This is a genomic window from Clostridium sp., from assembly GCF_036643715.1.
In the GTDB taxonomy this organism is placed as follows: Bacteria; Bacillota; Clostridia; order Clostridiales; family Clostridiaceae; genus Clostridium.
This window is the reverse complement of record NZ_JAVXRL010000058.1, coordinates 1-18791: the sequence shown is the minus strand read 5'-3', so window position 1 is coordinate 18791 and position 18791 is coordinate 1. Positions and strand designations below refer to the sequence as shown.

20 protein-coding genes are annotated in these 18791 nt (G+C 27.8%); 3 read left to right on the top strand and 17 right to left on the bottom strand.

The genetic code is table 11. From position 1 onward, the window contains the following. Nucleotides 1–64: 64 nt before the first annotated feature. The 6 genes from RSF37_RS13095 to RSF37_RS13070 all read right to left on the bottom strand — a co-directional run bounded on the left by RSF37_RS13095 (nucleotide 65) and on the right by RSF37_RS13070 (nucleotide 5431). Nucleotides 65–562 (bottom strand): hypothetical protein, encoded by a 498-nt coding sequence (locus tag RSF37_RS13095; RefSeq protein ID WP_332564834.1) that lies wholly within the window; start codon nucleotides 560–562, stop codon nucleotides 65–67. 48 nt (nucleotides 563–610) lie between these two features. Beyond that, nucleotides 611–1381 carry a DUF2087 domain-containing protein gene (locus RSF37_RS13090; RefSeq protein ID WP_332564833.1) on the bottom strand — a complete coding sequence of 257 codons (771 nt, stop codon included), beginning with the start codon at nucleotides 1379–1381 and terminating at the stop codon, nucleotides 611–613. A gap of 166 nt (nucleotides 1382–1547) precedes the next feature. Further along, the gene (locus tag RSF37_RS13085; protein ID WP_332564832.1) at nucleotides 1548–2636 is read right to left on the bottom strand and encodes an acyltransferase family protein; all 1089 of its coding nucleotides are present in this window, start codon (nucleotides 2634–2636) and stop codon (nucleotides 1548–1550) included. A 21-nt stretch (nucleotides 2637–2657) separates the two neighbouring features. Then, complete coding sequence (locus RSF37_RS13080; RefSeq protein WP_332564831.1) at nucleotides 2658–2837, bottom strand: ATP-binding protein; 180 nt, start codon at nucleotides 2835–2837, stop codon at nucleotides 2658–2660. A gap of 218 nt (nucleotides 2838–3055) precedes the next feature. Then, on the bottom strand, nucleotides 3056–4354 hold the full coding sequence (gene hisS / locus RSF37_RS13075; protein ID WP_332564830.1) for a histidine--tRNA ligase: 1299 nt from the start codon (nucleotides 4352–4354) through the stop codon (nucleotides 3056–3058). Nucleotides 4355–4627: 273 nt separating this feature from the next. Next, the gene (locus RSF37_RS13070) at nucleotides 4628–5431 is read right to left on the bottom strand and encodes a Cof-type HAD-IIB family hydrolase (RefSeq protein WP_332564829.1); all 804 of its coding nucleotides are present in this window, start codon (nucleotides 5429–5431) and stop codon (nucleotides 4628–4630) included. Between the two features lie 308 nt (nucleotides 5432–5739). Between RSF37_RS13070 and RSF37_RS13065 the strand changes: the two genes are divergently transcribed. Continuing rightward, on the top strand, nucleotides 5740–6501 hold the full coding sequence (locus RSF37_RS13065) for a DeoR/GlpR family DNA-binding transcription regulator (protein ID WP_332564828.1): 762 nt from the start codon (nucleotides 5740–5742) through the stop codon (nucleotides 6499–6501). A 57-nt stretch (nucleotides 6502–6558) separates the two neighbouring features. On the opposite strand, the gene RSF37_RS13060 is transcribed toward RSF37_RS13065, so the two are convergent. The 7 genes from RSF37_RS13060 to RSF37_RS13030 are packed head-to-tail and all read right to left on the bottom strand — an operon-like array spanning nucleotide 6559 to nucleotide 9779. Next, entirely contained in the window at nucleotides 6559–6987 is a 429-nt protein-coding gene (locus RSF37_RS13060) for an N-acetyltransferase (protein ID WP_332564827.1), read from the bottom strand. A gap of 55 nt (nucleotides 6988–7042) precedes the next feature. Then, the gene (locus RSF37_RS13055; protein WP_332564826.1) at nucleotides 7043–7417 is read right to left on the bottom strand and encodes a hypothetical protein; all 375 of its coding nucleotides are present in this window, start codon (nucleotides 7415–7417) and stop codon (nucleotides 7043–7045) included. 39 nt (nucleotides 7418–7456) lie between these two features. After that, entirely contained in the window at nucleotides 7457–7981 is a 525-nt protein-coding gene (locus RSF37_RS13050; protein ID WP_332564825.1) for a cysteine hydrolase family protein, read from the bottom strand. A gap of 40 nt (nucleotides 7982–8021) precedes the next feature. Beyond that, on the bottom strand, nucleotides 8022–8456 hold the full coding sequence (locus tag RSF37_RS13045) for a VOC family protein (RefSeq protein ID WP_332564824.1): 435 nt from the start codon (nucleotides 8454–8456) through the stop codon (nucleotides 8022–8024). Between the two features lie 51 nt (nucleotides 8457–8507). Further along, complete coding sequence (locus RSF37_RS13040) at nucleotides 8508–8705, bottom strand: hypothetical protein (protein ID WP_332564823.1); 198 nt, start codon at nucleotides 8703–8705, stop codon at nucleotides 8508–8510. A 34-nt stretch (nucleotides 8706–8739) separates the two neighbouring features. Beyond that, entirely contained in the window at nucleotides 8740–9204 is a 465-nt protein-coding gene (locus tag RSF37_RS13035) for an ASCH domain-containing protein (protein WP_332564822.1), read from the bottom strand. A gap of 38 nt (nucleotides 9205–9242) precedes the next feature. Further along, the gene (locus RSF37_RS13030; protein WP_332564821.1) at nucleotides 9243–9779 is read right to left on the bottom strand and encodes a GNAT family N-acetyltransferase; all 537 of its coding nucleotides are present in this window, start codon (nucleotides 9777–9779) and stop codon (nucleotides 9243–9245) included. 338 nt (nucleotides 9780–10117) lie between these two features. Between RSF37_RS13030 and RSF37_RS13025 the strand changes: the two genes are divergently transcribed. Beyond that, the gene (locus RSF37_RS13025) at nucleotides 10118–10390 is read left to right on the top strand and encodes a CD3324 family protein (protein ID WP_332564820.1); all 273 of its coding nucleotides are present in this window, start codon (nucleotides 10118–10120) and stop codon (nucleotides 10388–10390) included. A 213-nt stretch (nucleotides 10391–10603) separates the two neighbouring features. Continuing rightward, nucleotides 10604–11263, top strand: coding sequence for a FusB/FusC family EF-G-binding protein (locus tag RSF37_RS13020; RefSeq protein ID WP_332564819.1), 660 nt, complete (start codon nucleotides 10604–10606; stop codon nucleotides 11261–11263). A 70-nt stretch (nucleotides 11264–11333) separates the two neighbouring features. Here the strand turns inward: RSF37_RS13020 and RSF37_RS13015 are convergent, their stop codons facing one another. The 4 genes from RSF37_RS13015 to RSF37_RS13000 form a co-directional block, all read right to left on the bottom strand. Then, the gene (locus RSF37_RS13015) at nucleotides 11334–14639 is read right to left on the bottom strand and encodes a collagenase (protein ID WP_332564818.1); all 3306 of its coding nucleotides are present in this window, start codon (nucleotides 14637–14639) and stop codon (nucleotides 11334–11336) included. 279 nt (nucleotides 14640–14918) lie between these two features. After that, complete coding sequence (locus RSF37_RS13010) at nucleotides 14919–16361, bottom strand: 6-phospho-beta-glucosidase (RefSeq protein ID WP_332564817.1); 1443 nt, start codon at nucleotides 16359–16361, stop codon at nucleotides 14919–14921. A 10-nt stretch (nucleotides 16362–16371) separates the two neighbouring features. Then, nucleotides 16372–18258, bottom strand: a complete 1887-nt coding sequence (locus RSF37_RS13005; protein ID WP_332564816.1) for a beta-glucoside-specific PTS transporter subunit IIABC — start codon at nucleotides 18256–18258, stop codon at nucleotides 16372–16374. 105 nt (nucleotides 18259–18363) lie between these two features. Further along, the coding region (locus tag RSF37_RS13000) for a PRD domain-containing protein (RefSeq protein WP_332564815.1) at nucleotides 18364–18791 on the bottom strand (428 nt) is incomplete at its 5' end.

Sequence of the window (18791 nt, the reverse complement as noted above, 5' to 3'; positions counted from 1 at the left end):
AGTAAATTTTATCCTATACTTTATCACTATTTCTTAGGAACTACTAGTAGGTTTATTTACTAAATCATTCGTTATAATTCCTTTTTTCTTGTGTAATAAAAAATATTGTTATTATTAGTAATACAAACGCTGGAAATCCAATAAAAACATACACATAACTAATTTTATCTTTCCATAAATAAGTATCTATTAGCATTGTGTTTGGTGATGACCACTTTTCAACATGAAACTTTTTGTTTCCATTGGAATCTTCTATAAATTCACCATATAAGTTAAGTATATTTCCAGATACCCCATATTTAATAACTGTAAGTTCATCACATATACTATTTAGTGAATCTTCATCCAAATAATTATGTATCTCTTGGATATTATCTCGGTTATCATACTCTTCTTTAGTTACTATTCCATCCTGTGATGAACATATTACTTTTAATTTAGTATATCTAGGATCAATTAAACCTATTGAAGACTTATATGGTAAGAAAGGTAATAATACAACTAAAGATAGAATTGTTATTATTATTACTATAAGTATTTTTCTTATTTCCTTTTTTTCCATTTGTATACCTCACTTATCCTTCCTAAAACCTTTTTTTGCAACTTTCTATTATTCTTTTACCCAGTAACTACTACAGTCATTAGAACGTTTCATAAATCCGTACTCTACTAATGCTCTTCTAATAGTTGCATAGTCCTCATATATTCGTTTCAAAATTCTATTTATCTCTTTTTCGTTATATTTCTTTTCTTTAGAAAATTGTTTAACAATTTCAGATAAAATTATTATTTTTCTCTTTTCTTTCGCTGGAAAAGTTTTTATTGCTCCAGTTTCATTCATGTAATTTTTAATTGTACTTTCTCTTTCTTTATCAGTTATATTGTATCTATCATCAATAGTGGTTGCTGTTTTGTGTGCATCACATAGTTTATCCTTATCCAATATATTCACCTTCTTATTTGTATTTAATGCTATTAGCTCCATCGTTGCTAAAAATAATCTTGCTTGTTTTTCTTTTTCACGCAGCTTATAGCGATGATTTCTTATAGTAGACTGTGCTACCCCTAACTTTAATGCAATTTCTTTATCAGTTAATCCTGATGCTATTAATACTAATAAGTCTCTTTGAACTTGTGATACCCCTATAAATGATGGATTCATATTTAATAAATATTCTAAAGTAGATCCATGATTTTCTAATATATGGAGTTCCGTAGCCTTTCTTGCATCATATAGCCTAGAATCTATTTCATATATCCTTCCCTTTGTGAATTCAGAATCACAAATTATACATTTGTAGCTTTCATCTAACTCAATATACCCATTCTTTACTTCTTCAATATTTGCATCCCAAAATACTTCTTTATTATTTCCATTCATACTTCAAAGCACCCCTTTACACTTTTTTACATCTATACATTATATTATATGTAACTTTTGTATTTTTGTCTATAAATATATAAACTTTTATATATTTAGTCTATAAATTAGTTTTAAATAAAATAATAGCTAGTAAAACTTAGTCTGTTTTACTAGCTTATTATTTCTAAGTAGCCTTTTTACTAATCCCAAAAAGTAATCTAACTCCTGGTATTCTTCTGACAACTTCATACGTCAAAATACAGAAAATAAAGCCTACTCCATTAATAATTAAAAATTGTATTAATTGATTTTTTACTAAAGGTGCAAATATAAATGCTGCTAATATTAACCCTGGATAATGAAAAATATAAATTGCAAAGGAGGCTTCAGAAAAATATTTTGTAAATTTATTATTGAACTCTAAGTATTTTCTTCCTATAGAAAGTACTGCTAATATTCCAAACCATTGAATTATCAATCCAAAGTATGGAAAAAGCCAACTAACCTTGTAATTAATCATACCGATTGTTGTTTGATACCCAGCATTGTTAATTATAATATTTAAGGTTGTTAAAAGAATAAATACTCCTACAAGGAACCAACTCTTTTCTACAAGCTTTTCCTCTATAGCATTATCTCTAAAAAAGAAGTATCCAATTAAAAGTAAAATAAATGCTCCACTTAATGTTACAGTTGCTCCAAATTCAATAAATTTGCCCAATAATAAATAAGGTACGCCAAGTAAAATTATAACTACCATTGGCATTTTATTTATCGAAATCTTAAGGTTCTTACTAGCAGCTGTGTATATAAATATTAATGCTAAAATTGAAACAATATAGAGACAAAGTATAAACCAAAGATGTTCACATTTTGTGACCACTCCTAAAATATCAGATAAATATGAGGTCATAAACATAATAAATCCTTTATTCTCTACACCTTGAAGACTTACAATGTAATACATAAACGGAACAATAGTAGTAATTCCAGTAACAAAAGGAATTAAAAGCTTCTTTGTTCTTTCTACTACATACTGTCCATAGCTTCTTTTATTTAGTGAGTATCCTGTTGTCACACCTGCAATTAAAAATAGCAAGCCCATTAAAGTTGGAGTAATGGCTAGAAAAAAGGATAGTAATCCATTATTTTCACTTATACTGTTAAATACAAAACTATGACTTCCTTTTGGAGCATATAACACTGCTGTATGTATTGGAAATAGAAACATAATAGAAACCCATCTCAAATTATCTAAATAATATCTTCTCATAACTAGCTCCTATCTTATTTATTAAATTATTGTAAAAGTAAATAAATCACCTTGTAGATTTGCATCTATCAGTCCACCATGTACCTCAACTATCTTCTTAGTTATTGATAATCCAAGTCCTGAGCTATCATAATCACTTTTTGATTTATCATATTTGTAAAATCTATTAATAATATATTTTACTTTTATATTTATAATCATAATAAATACAATCAAAAATGTACATATCAAAAAGAGAAGATTTACTATAATAAAATTACCACCTTATTTTATTCCTCAAATAAAACTCTCATTTCAAATCTCCTTATTGTTTACTAGACTTCTTATTCTTATAATTTAATTCCTTGATAAGCATATTACAAGTATTAACTTAATACAATTTAAGAATTATTCAGTTTATTTTTTAAATCATAAGACCTTTATAACCTCTTGCCTATGCGTAAATTTTCACTTTCACCTGTATTCATATCTTTTATTTTAACTTCTTTATTTTTCACTTCATCTTCACCAATTAATATAACATTGTTAACACCTATCTTATTTGCATAATTCATTTTTTTCTTTAATGAGTCCTCTTCAAAATAAATTGTCACTCTTCTCCCCTGTCCTTCTAAATATTTCATTACATGTACAGAATATTCTATTGTATCACCAATAGGTAATATTAAATAATCTAACCCATTTTCTATCTCATATTTATCTATAAAGCCTATTTCCTTTAAAATAAAGAATAATCTAGTTAACCCTATTGATATACCAACTCCAGGTAATATATTATTAGTGTAGTTTTCAGCTAAATTATCATACCTTCCCCCTGAACAGATAGAACCATAACCTTCATTTCCTAATAATTTAGTTTCAAAAACTGTCCCAGTATAATAATCTAGCCCTCTTATTATTTTTAAATTCACTTCAAATTCTTCATCACTGACTCCTAAAATTGATAATATATAACATACCTTATTTAGTTCATCTACCCCTTCAACAAAATATTTATTTTCAATATTAAGTTTTAAAAGTTGTTCTATTCTTACCTTATTATCACCATTTATATCTAATACTTTATTAATATACTTAGTTTTCTCACTTCCTATAAGATTTTCTAACTCCTTTGTAAATCCCGCTTTGCCTATTTTTTCATATTTATCTATTAATACCATAACTTCATTTTCTTTATCTATTTCTAGTTCACTTAATATACCCTTTAATATCTTTCTATTACTTACTTGAAATCTATAGTTATTTAATCCGATTGCCTTAAAAGCTTTTGATGCTAAGCTTATGACCAAGGCATCATTATCTATACTTAACTTTTCTTTACCAATAACATCTATATCGCATTGATAAAATTCTCTATATCTGCCTTTTTGATTTCTTTCACCTCTATATACCTTTCCTATTTGATATCTTTTAAATGGAAATGCTAAATCATTATAATATTGAGCTACATATCTAGCAAAAGGTACTGTTAAATCAAACCTTAAAGCTAAGTTATTCTTTCCTTTTTTAAAACTATAAACTTGCTTTTCTGTTTCTCCACCTGTCTTTGCAAGCAATACTTCTGCTTTTTCTATTATAGGTGTATCTATTGCTAAACATCCATTATCTTCGTATACCTTCGTTATTTTAGAAACTATGTCATTAAATTTTTGTTGCTCCTTTGGTAATAGTTCCATGAATCCTGGTAATATACTTGGTTTTATAATATTTCTTTTCATTTTAATCACTCCTATATATTTTTTGGTACAACAAAAGCCATGTAGGCATATATCCCACATGGCTATAAATAAATTATGATTTCACTTAATTTATCATTACCTAGAGACACAAGCCTAATGTTAATAGACTTGTGTCTCTGATTTTACAGACCAAGTCTCTAGTAATGATGATGTAATTTTGTTTGTCTAACTACATTAAGTGCTTTCATAACTTTCCTCCTAAAATAATATTACTAGTATTATACATTTAAATTATTTAACATTCAATAATATTTATAATATAAATTTCTCAATAGCTTTTGCTACTCCATTATTATCATTATCTGAAGTTATATACTGAGCTATATCTTTAAGTTCAGGGATAGCATTTCCCATTGCAATTCCAACTCCGGCAAATGTTATCATTTCAATATCATTTGCTTGATCACCTATACATATTATTTCTTCCTTTTTAATTCCTAGCTTATCTGCTAAAACTTTCAATCCGTACCCTTTATTACAATCTTTATCCATAACTTCTAATAGTATTGGCATTGTTTTTACTACATTGTATTCATCAAAAAATTCTTTTGGTATTTCAAGCATTTTCTTTGAAAGTAATTCCTCAGTTTGAGAAAATAATACTTTCGTAATCTCATCATCATCTTTAATATCTGAGTTAATATCAATAATTTTAACTGGTGTTCCAACATATTCTGTTTCAAATCTTGTGAAGTCATTTTCTTCTGGTGCAATAGCACCTTCATGTGTATATCCAATCATATTAAGCCCAAATTCTTTGCTTAAAGTATGTGATTTTATAAAATCAATCCCTTTTAATCCTTTATAAAAAATACACTCAAAATCACTAGTTCTATATATTGTTCCCCCATTGTTAGCAATAAGGTACTGATTTTCTCCTCTTAAATTAACTTCATCTAAGAAAGTATCTAAACCCTTAAGCCCTCTGCCAGATGTTATAACAACTTTAACACCTTTTTCTATAGCTTTCTTTATTGCTTCTTTATTTATTTTTGAAATAGTTCTATCACTATTTAGTAATGTTCCATCCATATCAATAGCTAATAACTTGTACATTTTTTTCCTCCTACAGTTCTTCTTGTTAATTATAAGATAGACATCTCTGAAAATTAACTATTTATTATAGCTAGTTTCTCAGAAATGCCTAAGTTTATAAAATATTACGCTAAGAATTACCCTATGACGCTAAATTATATCTTTTAAAATAGTTTATATTTTATATTCTTCTTTATCATTTGTTATCTTTCATTATCATTGTATATCATTTAATGGTTTTATTCAACATATTTTATAAAATCAAATAATAATGTTATAATACTAATCAATAACAATACTAAATGATAATAATTAATGAGGTGTCCTAAATGTTTACTGAAGAAAGATTAGAACAAATTTTAAATATACTTAATAAAAATGGTAGAGTGAAAGTAAAAGAATTAAGTGATCAATTCAATGTTTCAGAAGGTATGATAAGAAAAGATTTGCAAAGGTTAGAGAAAAGTGGAGAGATTCAAAGAACTTATGGTGGAGCGATCTTAAATAGAAAGATTTCTAAATGTAGTTCTATAACTACCCGAATGAAAGTTAATCTAAGCAGTAAGGAATTAATAGCAAAGAAGGCATTTAACCTTATAGAAGATTACGATGTAGTCTTTTTAGAATCATCAAGTATAAATTTTTTATTAGCTAAACTCATTGCTAATAGCACTAAAAATATTGCTTTGATAACTACTATGTCCATAATACCACCTCTTTTTGATAATAACGATATAGTTAAGTTAATAACTATTGGTGGTGTATATGATAATAAAAGCGGTGGTGTTTTAGGTTCAGAGGCAATTAAGAGTATTTCTAAATATACTTTTAACAAAGGTTTTGTAGGAAGTTCAGGCGTAAATTTAAATACTAATAGTGTTGGAACTGTCCTTTTAGAAGATGGTAATGTTAAAGAGATTGTAGTTTCTAATAGTAAAGAAGTATATTTACTCGTTGAAAAAGAAAAATTTAATGTAGATAGCTATTATAAATTTGCTACTATAGATGAGTTTGATGGTATAATTACCGACTCAGACATTTCTAATGATATTAAAGAAAAATTTCAAAAGTTTAATGTTGAGTTAATTTAACTTTAAAAGAATAATATAAAATGGGACTTACTTTCATATAGTAAGTCCCATTTATACCTAGACTTTTAGTTCCATTATATATTCTTCAAATCCAGAATCTTCATTCTTTTGCTCTTTAATAATTTTAAATCCTTTATGAGTATAAAATTTAACGGCTTTTTCATTTTCTTTATAAACAGCTAAATTTAACTTCCCATATTTTGAAGTTGTATAGTTAATTAACTTACTTCCAATTCCTAGCCCTTGATACTTAACATCTATAAATAAGGCCCCTATAAATTCATCATCTATTATACTTATGAATCCCTTTATATTTTCTCCATCATCATAGACAAAGGTGTCTGAAATAGGTATGTGTACATTTTTCACAGTATCATAATTATTTTTCCAGTAATCTTTATCTATAAAATCATGTGCTTTAATTGTACTTTCTTCCCAGATATCCATGACTTTATTTATATCTTCATTTTTTAGCTTTCTTATCATAATATTGTTCTCCCTTTATCTTATAGTTTTATAACGTATAATCTAACTATTAACTCTAAATATTAAATGCCGTTACAAAAAAACATATTGCAGTAATAAGTGATAGTGGTGTCATAATATATCTCTCTTTTTTACTTTTAGATATTAGATTCATAATAGTATTCAAAGATAGGTAAACTGCAAAAAATAAACAAATATACTTTGTTACTTTAATAGAAAACCATACCTGAATAAACCCTCCAGCTTGTAAAATAATTATTATCGCAAAAAGTTGAATCACCACTGAGACTATTGCCATAACTCTATATTTTTTAGGTAATATTTTATGTTGTCCACCCATCGTGAATTCTCCCAGTGGTAACCCCAAAGCTACCATAACAGACATCACAGCTATAATAAAAAATAAACTTGCTCCTATTATTGAAAACATAACTACATCCCTCCCACATATACATTATGTATATTTTCACTATGAATTCATTCTTTTAATTGTTTCATCCAATGAAATACATTCTGCATATCTTCTGTTCCACATGAATTCATTGTGATATTTATAACTTTGCTCTGCTGACATAAATATATTATTTACAGTTGTATTAGTATCTTCTGGAACTATAATATTAAATCCATGTTCAAATCCACATTTTATAGTAGCATCCATACAATAATCTGTTTGAATACCTACAATTATTATTTCTTTTTCACCTTTATCATTTAAATACTTTAATAAGCCTGTCCCCTTAAATGCACTATTAACCTTCTTATCAAATATTTTTTCATCATATACTGGTTGAAATTCTTCATATATCTCAAACCCATCTGTTCCTCTTGTTAGTTCACTGTCATATCCGTCATCATGACGTACATATATTATTTCAACGTTATTTTCTCTAGCCTTATTTATTAATTCTTTAACATTAGCCACAAATATATCAAAATTATATAATTTATCATTTGTAATTAACTTTTGTGTATCAATTACCAGTAAAACCATTATATTCTCCTTTTCAAAACTATAATTTGAATGTGATTTATCAGTTAAAAACAAGCATCCCATTATGATCGTATTTAAAATTTGGGCCCCAAGCAACTTCCCAATAATATCCGTCCAAATCAGCAAAGTATGCATGGTATCCACCCCAAAAAACATCCTGAGGCTCTTTAATTATTTTCGCTCCAGCATTTCTGGCTTTTTCTATTACCCTACTAACATCCTCTTTATTTTCTACATTGTAAGCTAGTGTAATTCCACTAAATCCATTGGAAATCTGTAGCGTATTTTCTTCGTTAATATCTTTTGCTAATAATTCTAATGGGTAAAGTTCAAATTTAGTTCCTGGTGTATTAAAAAATATTACTTCTGGATTATTACTTTTTTCATCAGTTTCAAATCCAAGTTTATCTCTATAAAATCTTATAGCTTTATCCATCCTTTTTACGCCTAGACATATGCATGTAATTTTATTCAATTTTGAACACTCCCTATAAATCCCTATTTTATTAGTCTCAATAATTTAATATTATTCGTAATCATTTTCTATATAAGTTAATTCTTCTTTTGAATCTATCCATATTTCAGCATATCCACATTCAGAACAAATATAATAATTAGGCTTTATAAGTTTTGGAATAAACCCCTTTTTAATTTGTACTGGTATAGCCTTTACTACTTTAACGTTAACCGAGTTACATTTAATACATTTCATTACCTTTTTCATGCAAAATACTCCTATTCATCAATTTTAAGTTTTACTAACTAAAAACCACTTTAAAATCTTCAAATATAACTGGCATATCTTCTGAAAATGTATAGCCTAGTTCCTTTCCTTCCCTTGAAAAGAAACTAATATGACCTTTCCTCCATGATTCTAAATTTTTATCTTCTCCTTCTCGTTTACATATGTCAAAAGTAATCTCTTTGAAAGGAATAATCATCACATTTGTAGTTTCTATCACACATTTAGGATTGCAGTCCCAATCAGTAACAATACTTAAATCACCAACTTCAGGTATTCTCTCTCCATCAATTTTATACGCCAGCAAACTACTAGATGTTGCTTTTTTTTGTCCTATAAGTACTAATTTAAGTAATTCATTTGCCCACTTTTTAGTTAATTCAAAATGAAAACAATCTATATATTTAGTATCTTTATCTTTATTTGTTTTCAATAAGAAGTCTCCCCAAAATTCACTAATCACAGTCGATTTTCCACTCATTTTTTTACCCCCTCTTTAACAACTTCCATTTTTTTGATTTAACGATACTTACGATAGTAAAAATAACTATCACTTTCCATATTAGGCTGTCTATGACTAATTGGAGTCCTTTTCTCAAATAATTCAAACCCGCACTTTTGAGCAAGCATACATGATTCCAAATTAGCGCAATCAATAGTCAAAATAATATAGTTTATATTTGACACATTGAAACACCAATTTACTAATTCATTTACTGCTTCTACTGTATATCCTTTTCTTTGATGTTCTTCTGACATAAAATATGCTATTTCAACTTCATTCAATGTATCTTCAAGCCCCATACCAACCATACCAATCATTTCATCTGTATTAGTTAGTGCAATTGCATATCTTTTATTTTCATAAACATCAGTTGAATCTCTTTGAGTCTGATGCCAGTCAATATATCCAAAATATGATTCTGGCGAATTTCCAATTTCTGACCAATCCGGCATAAATCTCAAAATATTATTTTCTCTAACAATCTTATTAAGTTTTTCGGCATCCTTTCTTTCAAAATCTCTAATTATTATTCTATTCGTTTCTATTCTCATACTTCCCCTCATCCCCTAATAACCTCGTACTTTAATCATAATAATATTGTACTAATATTTATAAATAATGTAAATATTATACGAATAATACAATTGTCCATTTTATCTTTTGTGCTATAATATCCCTATAGTATTGGAGGTGTTTTTTTATGAAAGTTAATAATACATTCAGCTATAAATCAGCTTGCTCCTTGCAAAGATTACAACAATCAGCTATGCATTGTTTGGAGCCTAACCTGTTAAATTAGCTGAAATATGTACATGTTTTAGGTTCTTTGATACATAGCTTTTTAGTATTCTTTGCTTTTAATAATTTATTTAAAGTAAGGAGTAAGCCTATGAAGTATGTAAAAGCACAAGATGTGTTACCAGAAGAAATTTTTAAACTAATACAAGAATATGTAGATGGAGAGTATCTTTACGTTCCAAGGAAAAAAGAAAATCATAAATCCTGGGGAGAAAAGAGTGGTATAAAAAGTAGCCTTAAAGTAAGAAATAAGGAAATTTATAAAAAATACATTAATGGAACTACTATTAATGAACTTAAAGAAGAGTATTATCTATCTGAAAAAAGTATAAGAAGAATAATAGGTCAAGAGAAACGTCTATGATCATAATCATTACAGAGTTATTTATTAGATTGAATGCTTAATTAAACTCATGTTATACTTTCATTGTTTCAATTAATGAAAGTTATCATTTTTTAACTAAGACAATATTTTAAATTTAGATGATTATTATTACTTTCAGTTGAAGTAATAATAATCATCTTTTTATTTAAATAATATTAACCATACCATTTGGAAAAAGGAGGGCACAAATTTATGAAAGCATTTATAAAAAAACATGAATATAATTATATAAAAAAATGTTTAGGTGATTTTAATAATGCATTAAGAAATTGTTTAGATACTAATACTATTTTGGCAAGCAAAGCTTATATACAAGATAAAATATTAAATTCTTTTACAAATTTATCCGAAGAAGAAAAAGCTCTACTTGATATTAGCAATATAACTGACCCATTACACATTGATAAATATTTAATCAATTTAAATGAATATGTATATGGAATGCCAAAGGTTACAAATGTCCAAATTAGCAAAATATTTAAAAAAGAAAAGAAATTAAAGCTTCCGGATATAGAAGCACAAGAGGCAAAAAATGTGTATTTAGGTTGGATTGATCCATCTATAAGAAAGTTACTTATAGTTTATAATATGAATGGTAAACTTCTTGGAATGGCGTGCAGAATCCCAAATTCTAATTACAATAATACTAATGTTTGTGCACTTTGTAATCATATAGGTCCCAGTAATGAAATTGCTTTTGTTTCACCTGTTTGTAAGAAAAATAGTGCTAACAAGGACTATTATAGATCAATAGGATTTCATATGTGTTTAGATAGTGCAAAGTGTAATGAGAGAATTGTATCTTTAGAAAATCTTGAGAACATACTAAAAGATGTTAACAATATAAAATAATATTAGTATTTATACTATCCTAAATTTAAAAAGTACCATTTATATAAAAATGGTACTTTTCATTATTTTATTATTTATTTGATATTTGTAATTTATAGTTTCCATTATCTGAAGAATCATATTTATAAACGCATAAATAGTATTTTCCTGGCTTTGCCTTGTAAGTATTAGATAACTTATTGCCATCTTGTTTAGCATAAGTTATATAATTGTCTAAATCATCTTCTGAATATAGTATCCAGTTCATTCCTATACTATTACTATTATCAACTAATATATTTAAATCACTTGTATTTGTTACATCAAAACTATAAACATCTTTAATGTCTTCTCCATTTAGAGATGCTGATATTTTACTGTTATTACTTACTTTCATTGAAGTTTCAAATTCATCATTCTTTTCAACTTCTTTAATATACTTTTGTTGATCTTCCCCCTTATCAGTTAGTGGTCCATTAACATTTAAAGTATAATCTCCTGCTTGACCATCATAACTGTATACATTAATGTAATATCTGCCTGGCTTCAATACAGCCTCTCCTTCTTTTGCCCCATTATTATCACTAGTTGGATATATTACATATTTATTTTGATCCTTTTCGCTGCAAACAGTCCATGTCATTCCAAGTGCTTTTGGATTCTCCATACTAATGCTTACTTTACCCTCTTTATCAACATCAAAATAATATTTATCATTAGTATCTTCTTTAGATAAATTTGCTTTTACGAGCATGTTTGATTTTGATATTTGATTTGCTTTTTCATATGAGTTATTTGGTTCTGACTCTGTAATTGTGCCACTTGGAATGCGCTTAGTTATCTTTATATTTTTACTAGTTATACTTGTTGCACCTAGATTATCAGTAACCTTTAATTTAACAGTGTACTCACCGATTTTACTGAATTCATGATTAACTACTGCATCTTTTGATGTAGTTCCATCTCCAAAATCCCATTCATAGCTTTTTATTTGACCATCTTCATCTTTAGAAGTAGTTCCATCAAGTTTCACTTCAGTTCCTACTGCTGATGTATCAACTGATTTTATTACTGCTTTTGGTATTTTGTTATTTTGCTTTTCATTAACATTAAGTCCATGGAATACAACATCATATTGGTAGTTGCCATCTTTATCTACTTTGTGATTAACAAAATATGCAGTAACAGTTTTGTATCCACTCCACTCTTTATTAGATAAATCTTTTAATATTTTATCTAATTTTGAATTCATATCTTTCCAATCTGATGCTTCTCCATTACTTTTACTACCTGTATATGTTCCTCTTATATCATAAGTATTAAAGAATTGAGATTTTTCTTCATTAATAGTTATATCTTTTATATTTGAAACCTCTTTTATGTCGTTGTCCACTTCATTTATATTTTTATAAGGATGACTTTCTGTATAATCATCTGATACTAAAGGTACATTTAAATTATCAAGGTTCTTCAATAAACCATCCATATACTCTTGATATTTATTATTTAAATTAGAATCACTGCTCATAGATTGTATATAATCTTTATATCCATTTGAATCATTATGTTTTATATAATCTGTCATTTTCTTAAACATTTCTATATTATTGTTGTACATATAATTTGAGAATGCAAAGCCATAATGGTAAAACTCCCATGAACCATACTTCGCATGAAGTAAATCATTTAAAGACATTCTGCTATTTCTATCATATGCTATATTTTGAGCTACTGACTTTCTTGGTTTAATTCCATCAGTTCTAGTTGAACCTGCAAAGAATTCTGCTGTTCCTTCTTCATACCAAGTTAATTCTCCATCTTTATAAAAATCTCCTTGTCCAAACATTCCAGGTACAACATATCTTGCTTGAAGATAGTGAGTAAACTCATGACGGAATAATTCTTCTAAAGTGTATATACTCTCTTCTGGAGTTCTTTCATAAGTAAAGAATGTTCCTACCCCTTCAATATATATTCCACCATTATCAGTGCTATATCCGTATAATTTTTGATTTAACTTATATTCTTCTGGTGAATTATATATAGCTACAGTTAACACATCATCTGGATTACCTTGTTCTAGCGCTTTATCATTTTGAACTACTCTCATAAATTGAGCTTTTACTTCCTTAGATGCCCAATATAATCTTTTAATTTTTTCTTCTGATACTTTATCACCAGCTTTAACTATAAATTTTCCATTATCAAACTTATATGTTTTTGATAAATATTTACCTTTTGCATCTTCTTTTATTTTATTAAAATTTATATCTTTGCCATATTCATCTTTACCATTAAAATTACTATCTAAAGAACTAGCTGCTTCTATATATTGATAAGATAAATACTTGTATGTATTCATTGCATCTTCTAATGCTCTTTGTGAAAGTCTTGGATCCATTCTAAATTGACCCATTCTACCAGTAAAGTAAAGAGCATTATTAACAAGCCACTCATTATCTTTATTCATTCTATTTCCTAATAAACATAATCTTTCTAATTGTTCCATATAATAATCAATTCTACCATAGAAAATAGTATCTTTTGCATTATGTGATTTTACATTGTATAATGTTGAACTAGTATAATAATCTATACCTTTAAGTATATTATATAGTGCATTCCCCTTATTTGTATCGCTACTATATTTTTCGCTATTATCATTAAATTGAATAAGTATATTTCGTGCATTATTTATAACCTCAGGATCTGCTGATGCATTACCTATAAGTCTTCCTAGTGACTCAACTACTCCATCTTGTATTTTTGTACCTAATCTAAAGTTAAAATTATTTTCAATAGCTTTCATAGCTGGTAGGCATTTATCTTTAAATTCTACTGTATTTAAGTATGATAATTGATTATTATAATATCCAAGATAATATCCAGCTCTTAACACTTCTACTAAAGTTGGTATCCCCTTATTATCACTACTCGTATAATTTCTGCCACTATCTTCCAATCCATTTATGATAGCTTGTATACGTTCTCTATTATTGAAGAACCTATAAGAACCATCACTAAATTCAAATAATCCTTGTATATTTTCATAACTTATGCTTTTCAATAAAGAAACTAAATCATTATAATTCATTCTGTTTAATTCATCGAAAGTATAATTCTTCTTTTGATTATTATCACTTTGAATTACCGTTGCATATCCTTGTGGCTTATTATTACTCTGTACTACATTTTTATCTGTCTTCTCTTTAAGTGAATCATTGCTACTAAATTCTCTAGTTAATTCCTTATTATTCCCTGAAGTTCTCTCTACTGCATATACAGGGATTGCGCTATTAAATAAAAAAAATGCTACTAAAGTTAGTGCTATCCCCCCATCTTTAATCAGTTTTAGTTTTTTCGTTTTTTTTCTAAGTATTTTTTCTTTTGTAATCATAAAATTCCTCCTGTGTAAAGTAATTATTTATATTAACGTACTCTTATATTTGAAAGCACATTATATATCCACCAAAGTAGTCCGGAAGATTAATTTTATTATTTTTTTAATTTAATTATAGTTTCTATTAAACTTTTCCTAAAATACTTAACCAGTATACCACTTTTTATGTATACGTCTACTAATAAAAGGTAATTTTGTCCTGATTTTTAACATTTTTTATAAATATTATGAAAAAAAATTAGGGCTACATAAGTATAAACTTATGTAGCCCTTTTATTATAAAATGTCCCCGTTAGATTTTATTACACCTTTGTACCAATCAAAACTTTTCTTTTTTCTTCTCTCCAAACTTCCATTTCCATCATTATCTTTATCTACATATATAAATCCATATCTTTTCTTCATCTCACCTGTTGATGCAGAAATTAAATCTATACAACCCCAAGGAGTATATCCTAATAAATCAACACCGTCTAAGACAGCTTCTTTCATCTCTTTTATATGCTCACTTAAATACTCAATTCTATAATCATCATTGATACTTCCATCATCTTCAATCCTATCTATTGCACCTAGTCCGTTTTCAACAATAAATAATGGTTTTTGATATCTATCATATAATGTATTACAAGTTATTCTTAATCCCTTAGGATCAATTTGCCATCCCCACTCAGAAGCTTTTAAATATGGATTTTTTATTGTTTCAAATACATTACCTTGAGTCATTCCATTTAAAATTTTTGGATCTGTACTTGCACATCTGCTTGCATAATAACTAAATCCAATATAATCAACAGTATATTTTTTTAATATATCGCAATCTCCATCTTCCATGTGAATATTTATATTATTTTCTCTTAAAAATCTCTTTGCATACCCTGGATACTCACCTCTTGATTGTATATCAATAAAGAAATAATTTTCTCTATCATTATCCATAGCTTGCTGAACATCTTCTGGCTTACAAGTATATGGATAAGTAACTCCAGCTGCGAGCATACATCCAACCATAGAACCTTCTATTATTTCATGTGCTGCTTTAGTTGCTAATGCACTTGCTATTAACTGATGATGTGCAGCTTGATATTTAACTTTATTTTTATTTTCTCCTTCTTTTAACACTATACCAGCTCCCATAAATGGTGCATGTAATAACATATTAATTTCATTAAAAGTCATAAAGTATTTAACTTTATCCTTATATCTATTAAATACAGTAGTAGTGTATTTAACATAAAGGTCAACTAGTTTTCTATTTCTCCAACCTTCATATTTTTTTATTAAATTTACTGGAATATCGAAGTGACATAATGTTACTATTGGCTCTATATTATGTTTTATCATTTCATCGAACATTTCATCATAGAATTTCAATCCCTGTTCATTAGGTGTTTCTTCATCTCCATTTGGAAATATTCTAGCCCACGCTATAGAAATTCTTAAGCACTTAAATCCCATCTCTGCAAACATAGCAATATCTTCTCTAAATTTATGATAGAAATCAATAGCTTCGTGAGATGGATAATATTCGCCTTCTATAGGATCTAAACTATCTAAATTTCCCATAAGTACATTAAATCTATTTTCTCCCATTGGGCAAATATCAACATTTGTTAGTCCTTTACCCCCTTCTAAATAAGCTCCTTCACACTGGTTTGCAGCTAAAGCTCCTCCCCATAAAAAGTTTTCTTTAAATCCTACTTCTTTCATATTACTCATCCTTTCTTTATTAAATAACTACTGTTAATAATTCATCATTTTGATCTACATTATTTTTATCAGTTTCTATAATATCTAAATAATTATCAGAATTTGTTACAAGCACTGGTGTTGTTACTGAATACCCTGCTTTTTGAATTTTTTCAATATCAAACTCTAATATAAGTTGTCCTTTTTTTACTAAGTCACCTTGTTTTGCTTTAGGTGTAAAATATCGTCCATTTAATTGTACAGTATCCATACCTACATGTATTAAAATTTCAGCACCTGTATCTGTTGTTATGCCAATAGCATGTCCTGTAGGGAAAAATGTTGTTATCCTTCCATTAGCAGGTGAATAAACTTTACCTACCTTAGGTTCAATTGCAATTCCCTTTCCTAAAATACCTTTTGAAAAGGCATCATCTTTTATTACACTTAAAGGTTTAACAGCTCCACTAATAGGACTATTTAATACTTCTTGTTTTACTAAAACATTTTCCTTAACATCTTCACTAGTAGTTTTCTCATTTAACTTTGTTAAAAACATCATTATGAAACCTAATACAAATGCAACTACAGCTGATATAGCCATTCCATAAAATCCTTTAGTTATTCCAATCTCTGGGTTAATAAATGTTGGAATTGCAAATATTCCAAGACCTCCATTCATATAAGTTAATGTACCCATTCCTCCGAGTATTCCACCACCTACAGCACCTGCGATACAACTTATTACAAATGGTTTCTTACGAGGTAATGTTACTCCGTAAATTGCAGGTTCAGTAACTCCAAATATACCTGAAATAAATGCTGGTAAACATAGTGACTTTAATTTCTTATCTTTAGTCTTTAGCATAATTGCAAGTACAACTCCAATTTGAGCAAATGATGCTGCAAAAGTTAAAGCTAATATTGCATCTTGTCCATTTACTGCAAGATTGTTAAATCCAATTGGAATAAGACCCCAATGCAATCCAAATATAACAAATACTTGCCAAAATCCTCCGATTAATACACCTGCTAAAATTGGACTAAACTCATATGCTATAACTGTTAAAGCTCCAACTAATTGACTTGCCCATGTTGCTATAGGTCCAATTACTATAAAAGTTACTGGTACTATTACAAGCAATGTACAAAATGGAACTAAAAATGCTTTTACTACGCTTGGAATAATATTTTTAAATACTTTTTCAATTTTGCTTCCAACATAGCATGAAATAATTATTGGAATAACACTTGATGTGTAATTCATTAAAATAACTGGAATCCCTAAAAACGTTACATGTATAGGTGATTCTATTATAGTTCCTTGGAATAATACAAACAGAGGATCTCCTGCTGTTACTCCAGCTAAGCTTGGATAAACAAGTGCAGCTCCGATTGCCATACCTATAAATTCATTCAACTTAAACTTTTTAGCTGATGTATACCCTAAAAATATAGGGAAGAAGTAGAATAGACAATCTCCTATAGCATTTAATATTGCATAAGTCCCTGATCCCGCATCAAGCCATCCCATAGCTAAAAATAATGCATTAAAACCTTTAATCATTCCAGTTGCTGCTAATACTCCTAATATCGGTGTAAATACCCCAGATATTATATCTATAAATTTATTAAATGGATTCATCTTTTCTCCTGTTTCCTCTTCTGACTCAGATGTTCCAATCTCACCAATTAGCACTACATCTTTATATACATCAGGAACATGATTTCCAATAACAACTTGATATTGTCCACCACTCTTTATAACAGTAACTACTCCATCTATATTTTTCAAAATTTCTGTATTTGCTTTACTTTCATCTTTTAATTTGAATCTAAGCCTTGTTATACAGTGAGTTAAACTATTTATATTTTCTTTTCCCCCAACATTTTTTATAATTTCTTTTGCTAATGATTCATATTTCATAATAATCCTCCTTAATTTTTTATAAAAAAAGCGAGACCAAACTGAGAATATTATGAAATACTCTAACTTATGGTCTCGCCTAATAAAAGTAACGATCCTATTATTCTATTTTGTAATCCTTTGAATATGCAATGTTAGATAAAGCTGTTCTTCACTATTTAAATCCTTTTCTAAATACTTCTGTATCTTAAGCATACATTTATATGCTCTGCTGTATTTATCTTTAACTTGACTTAAAAGAAACTCTTCATTTTCACTTTCTTCTCTGTTCTTATTTTCTATTCTTTTAAAGAAAAATTTCAAATGAGTTATAAACCGTTCATAAGATAATGAACCTTCATCTATCTCAATTCCATAACTGTACTTTACTATATTTAATATATCATTTACCTTTTTACTTATATCAGATAAATTGCTTAAACTATCCTTACATCCATTAACTTCGGCATTTATAATATGCATTGCTATATTACATGCTTCATCTTCACTAAGTTCAATGTCTAATTCATCTTTTATATACTCTATAGCTTTCA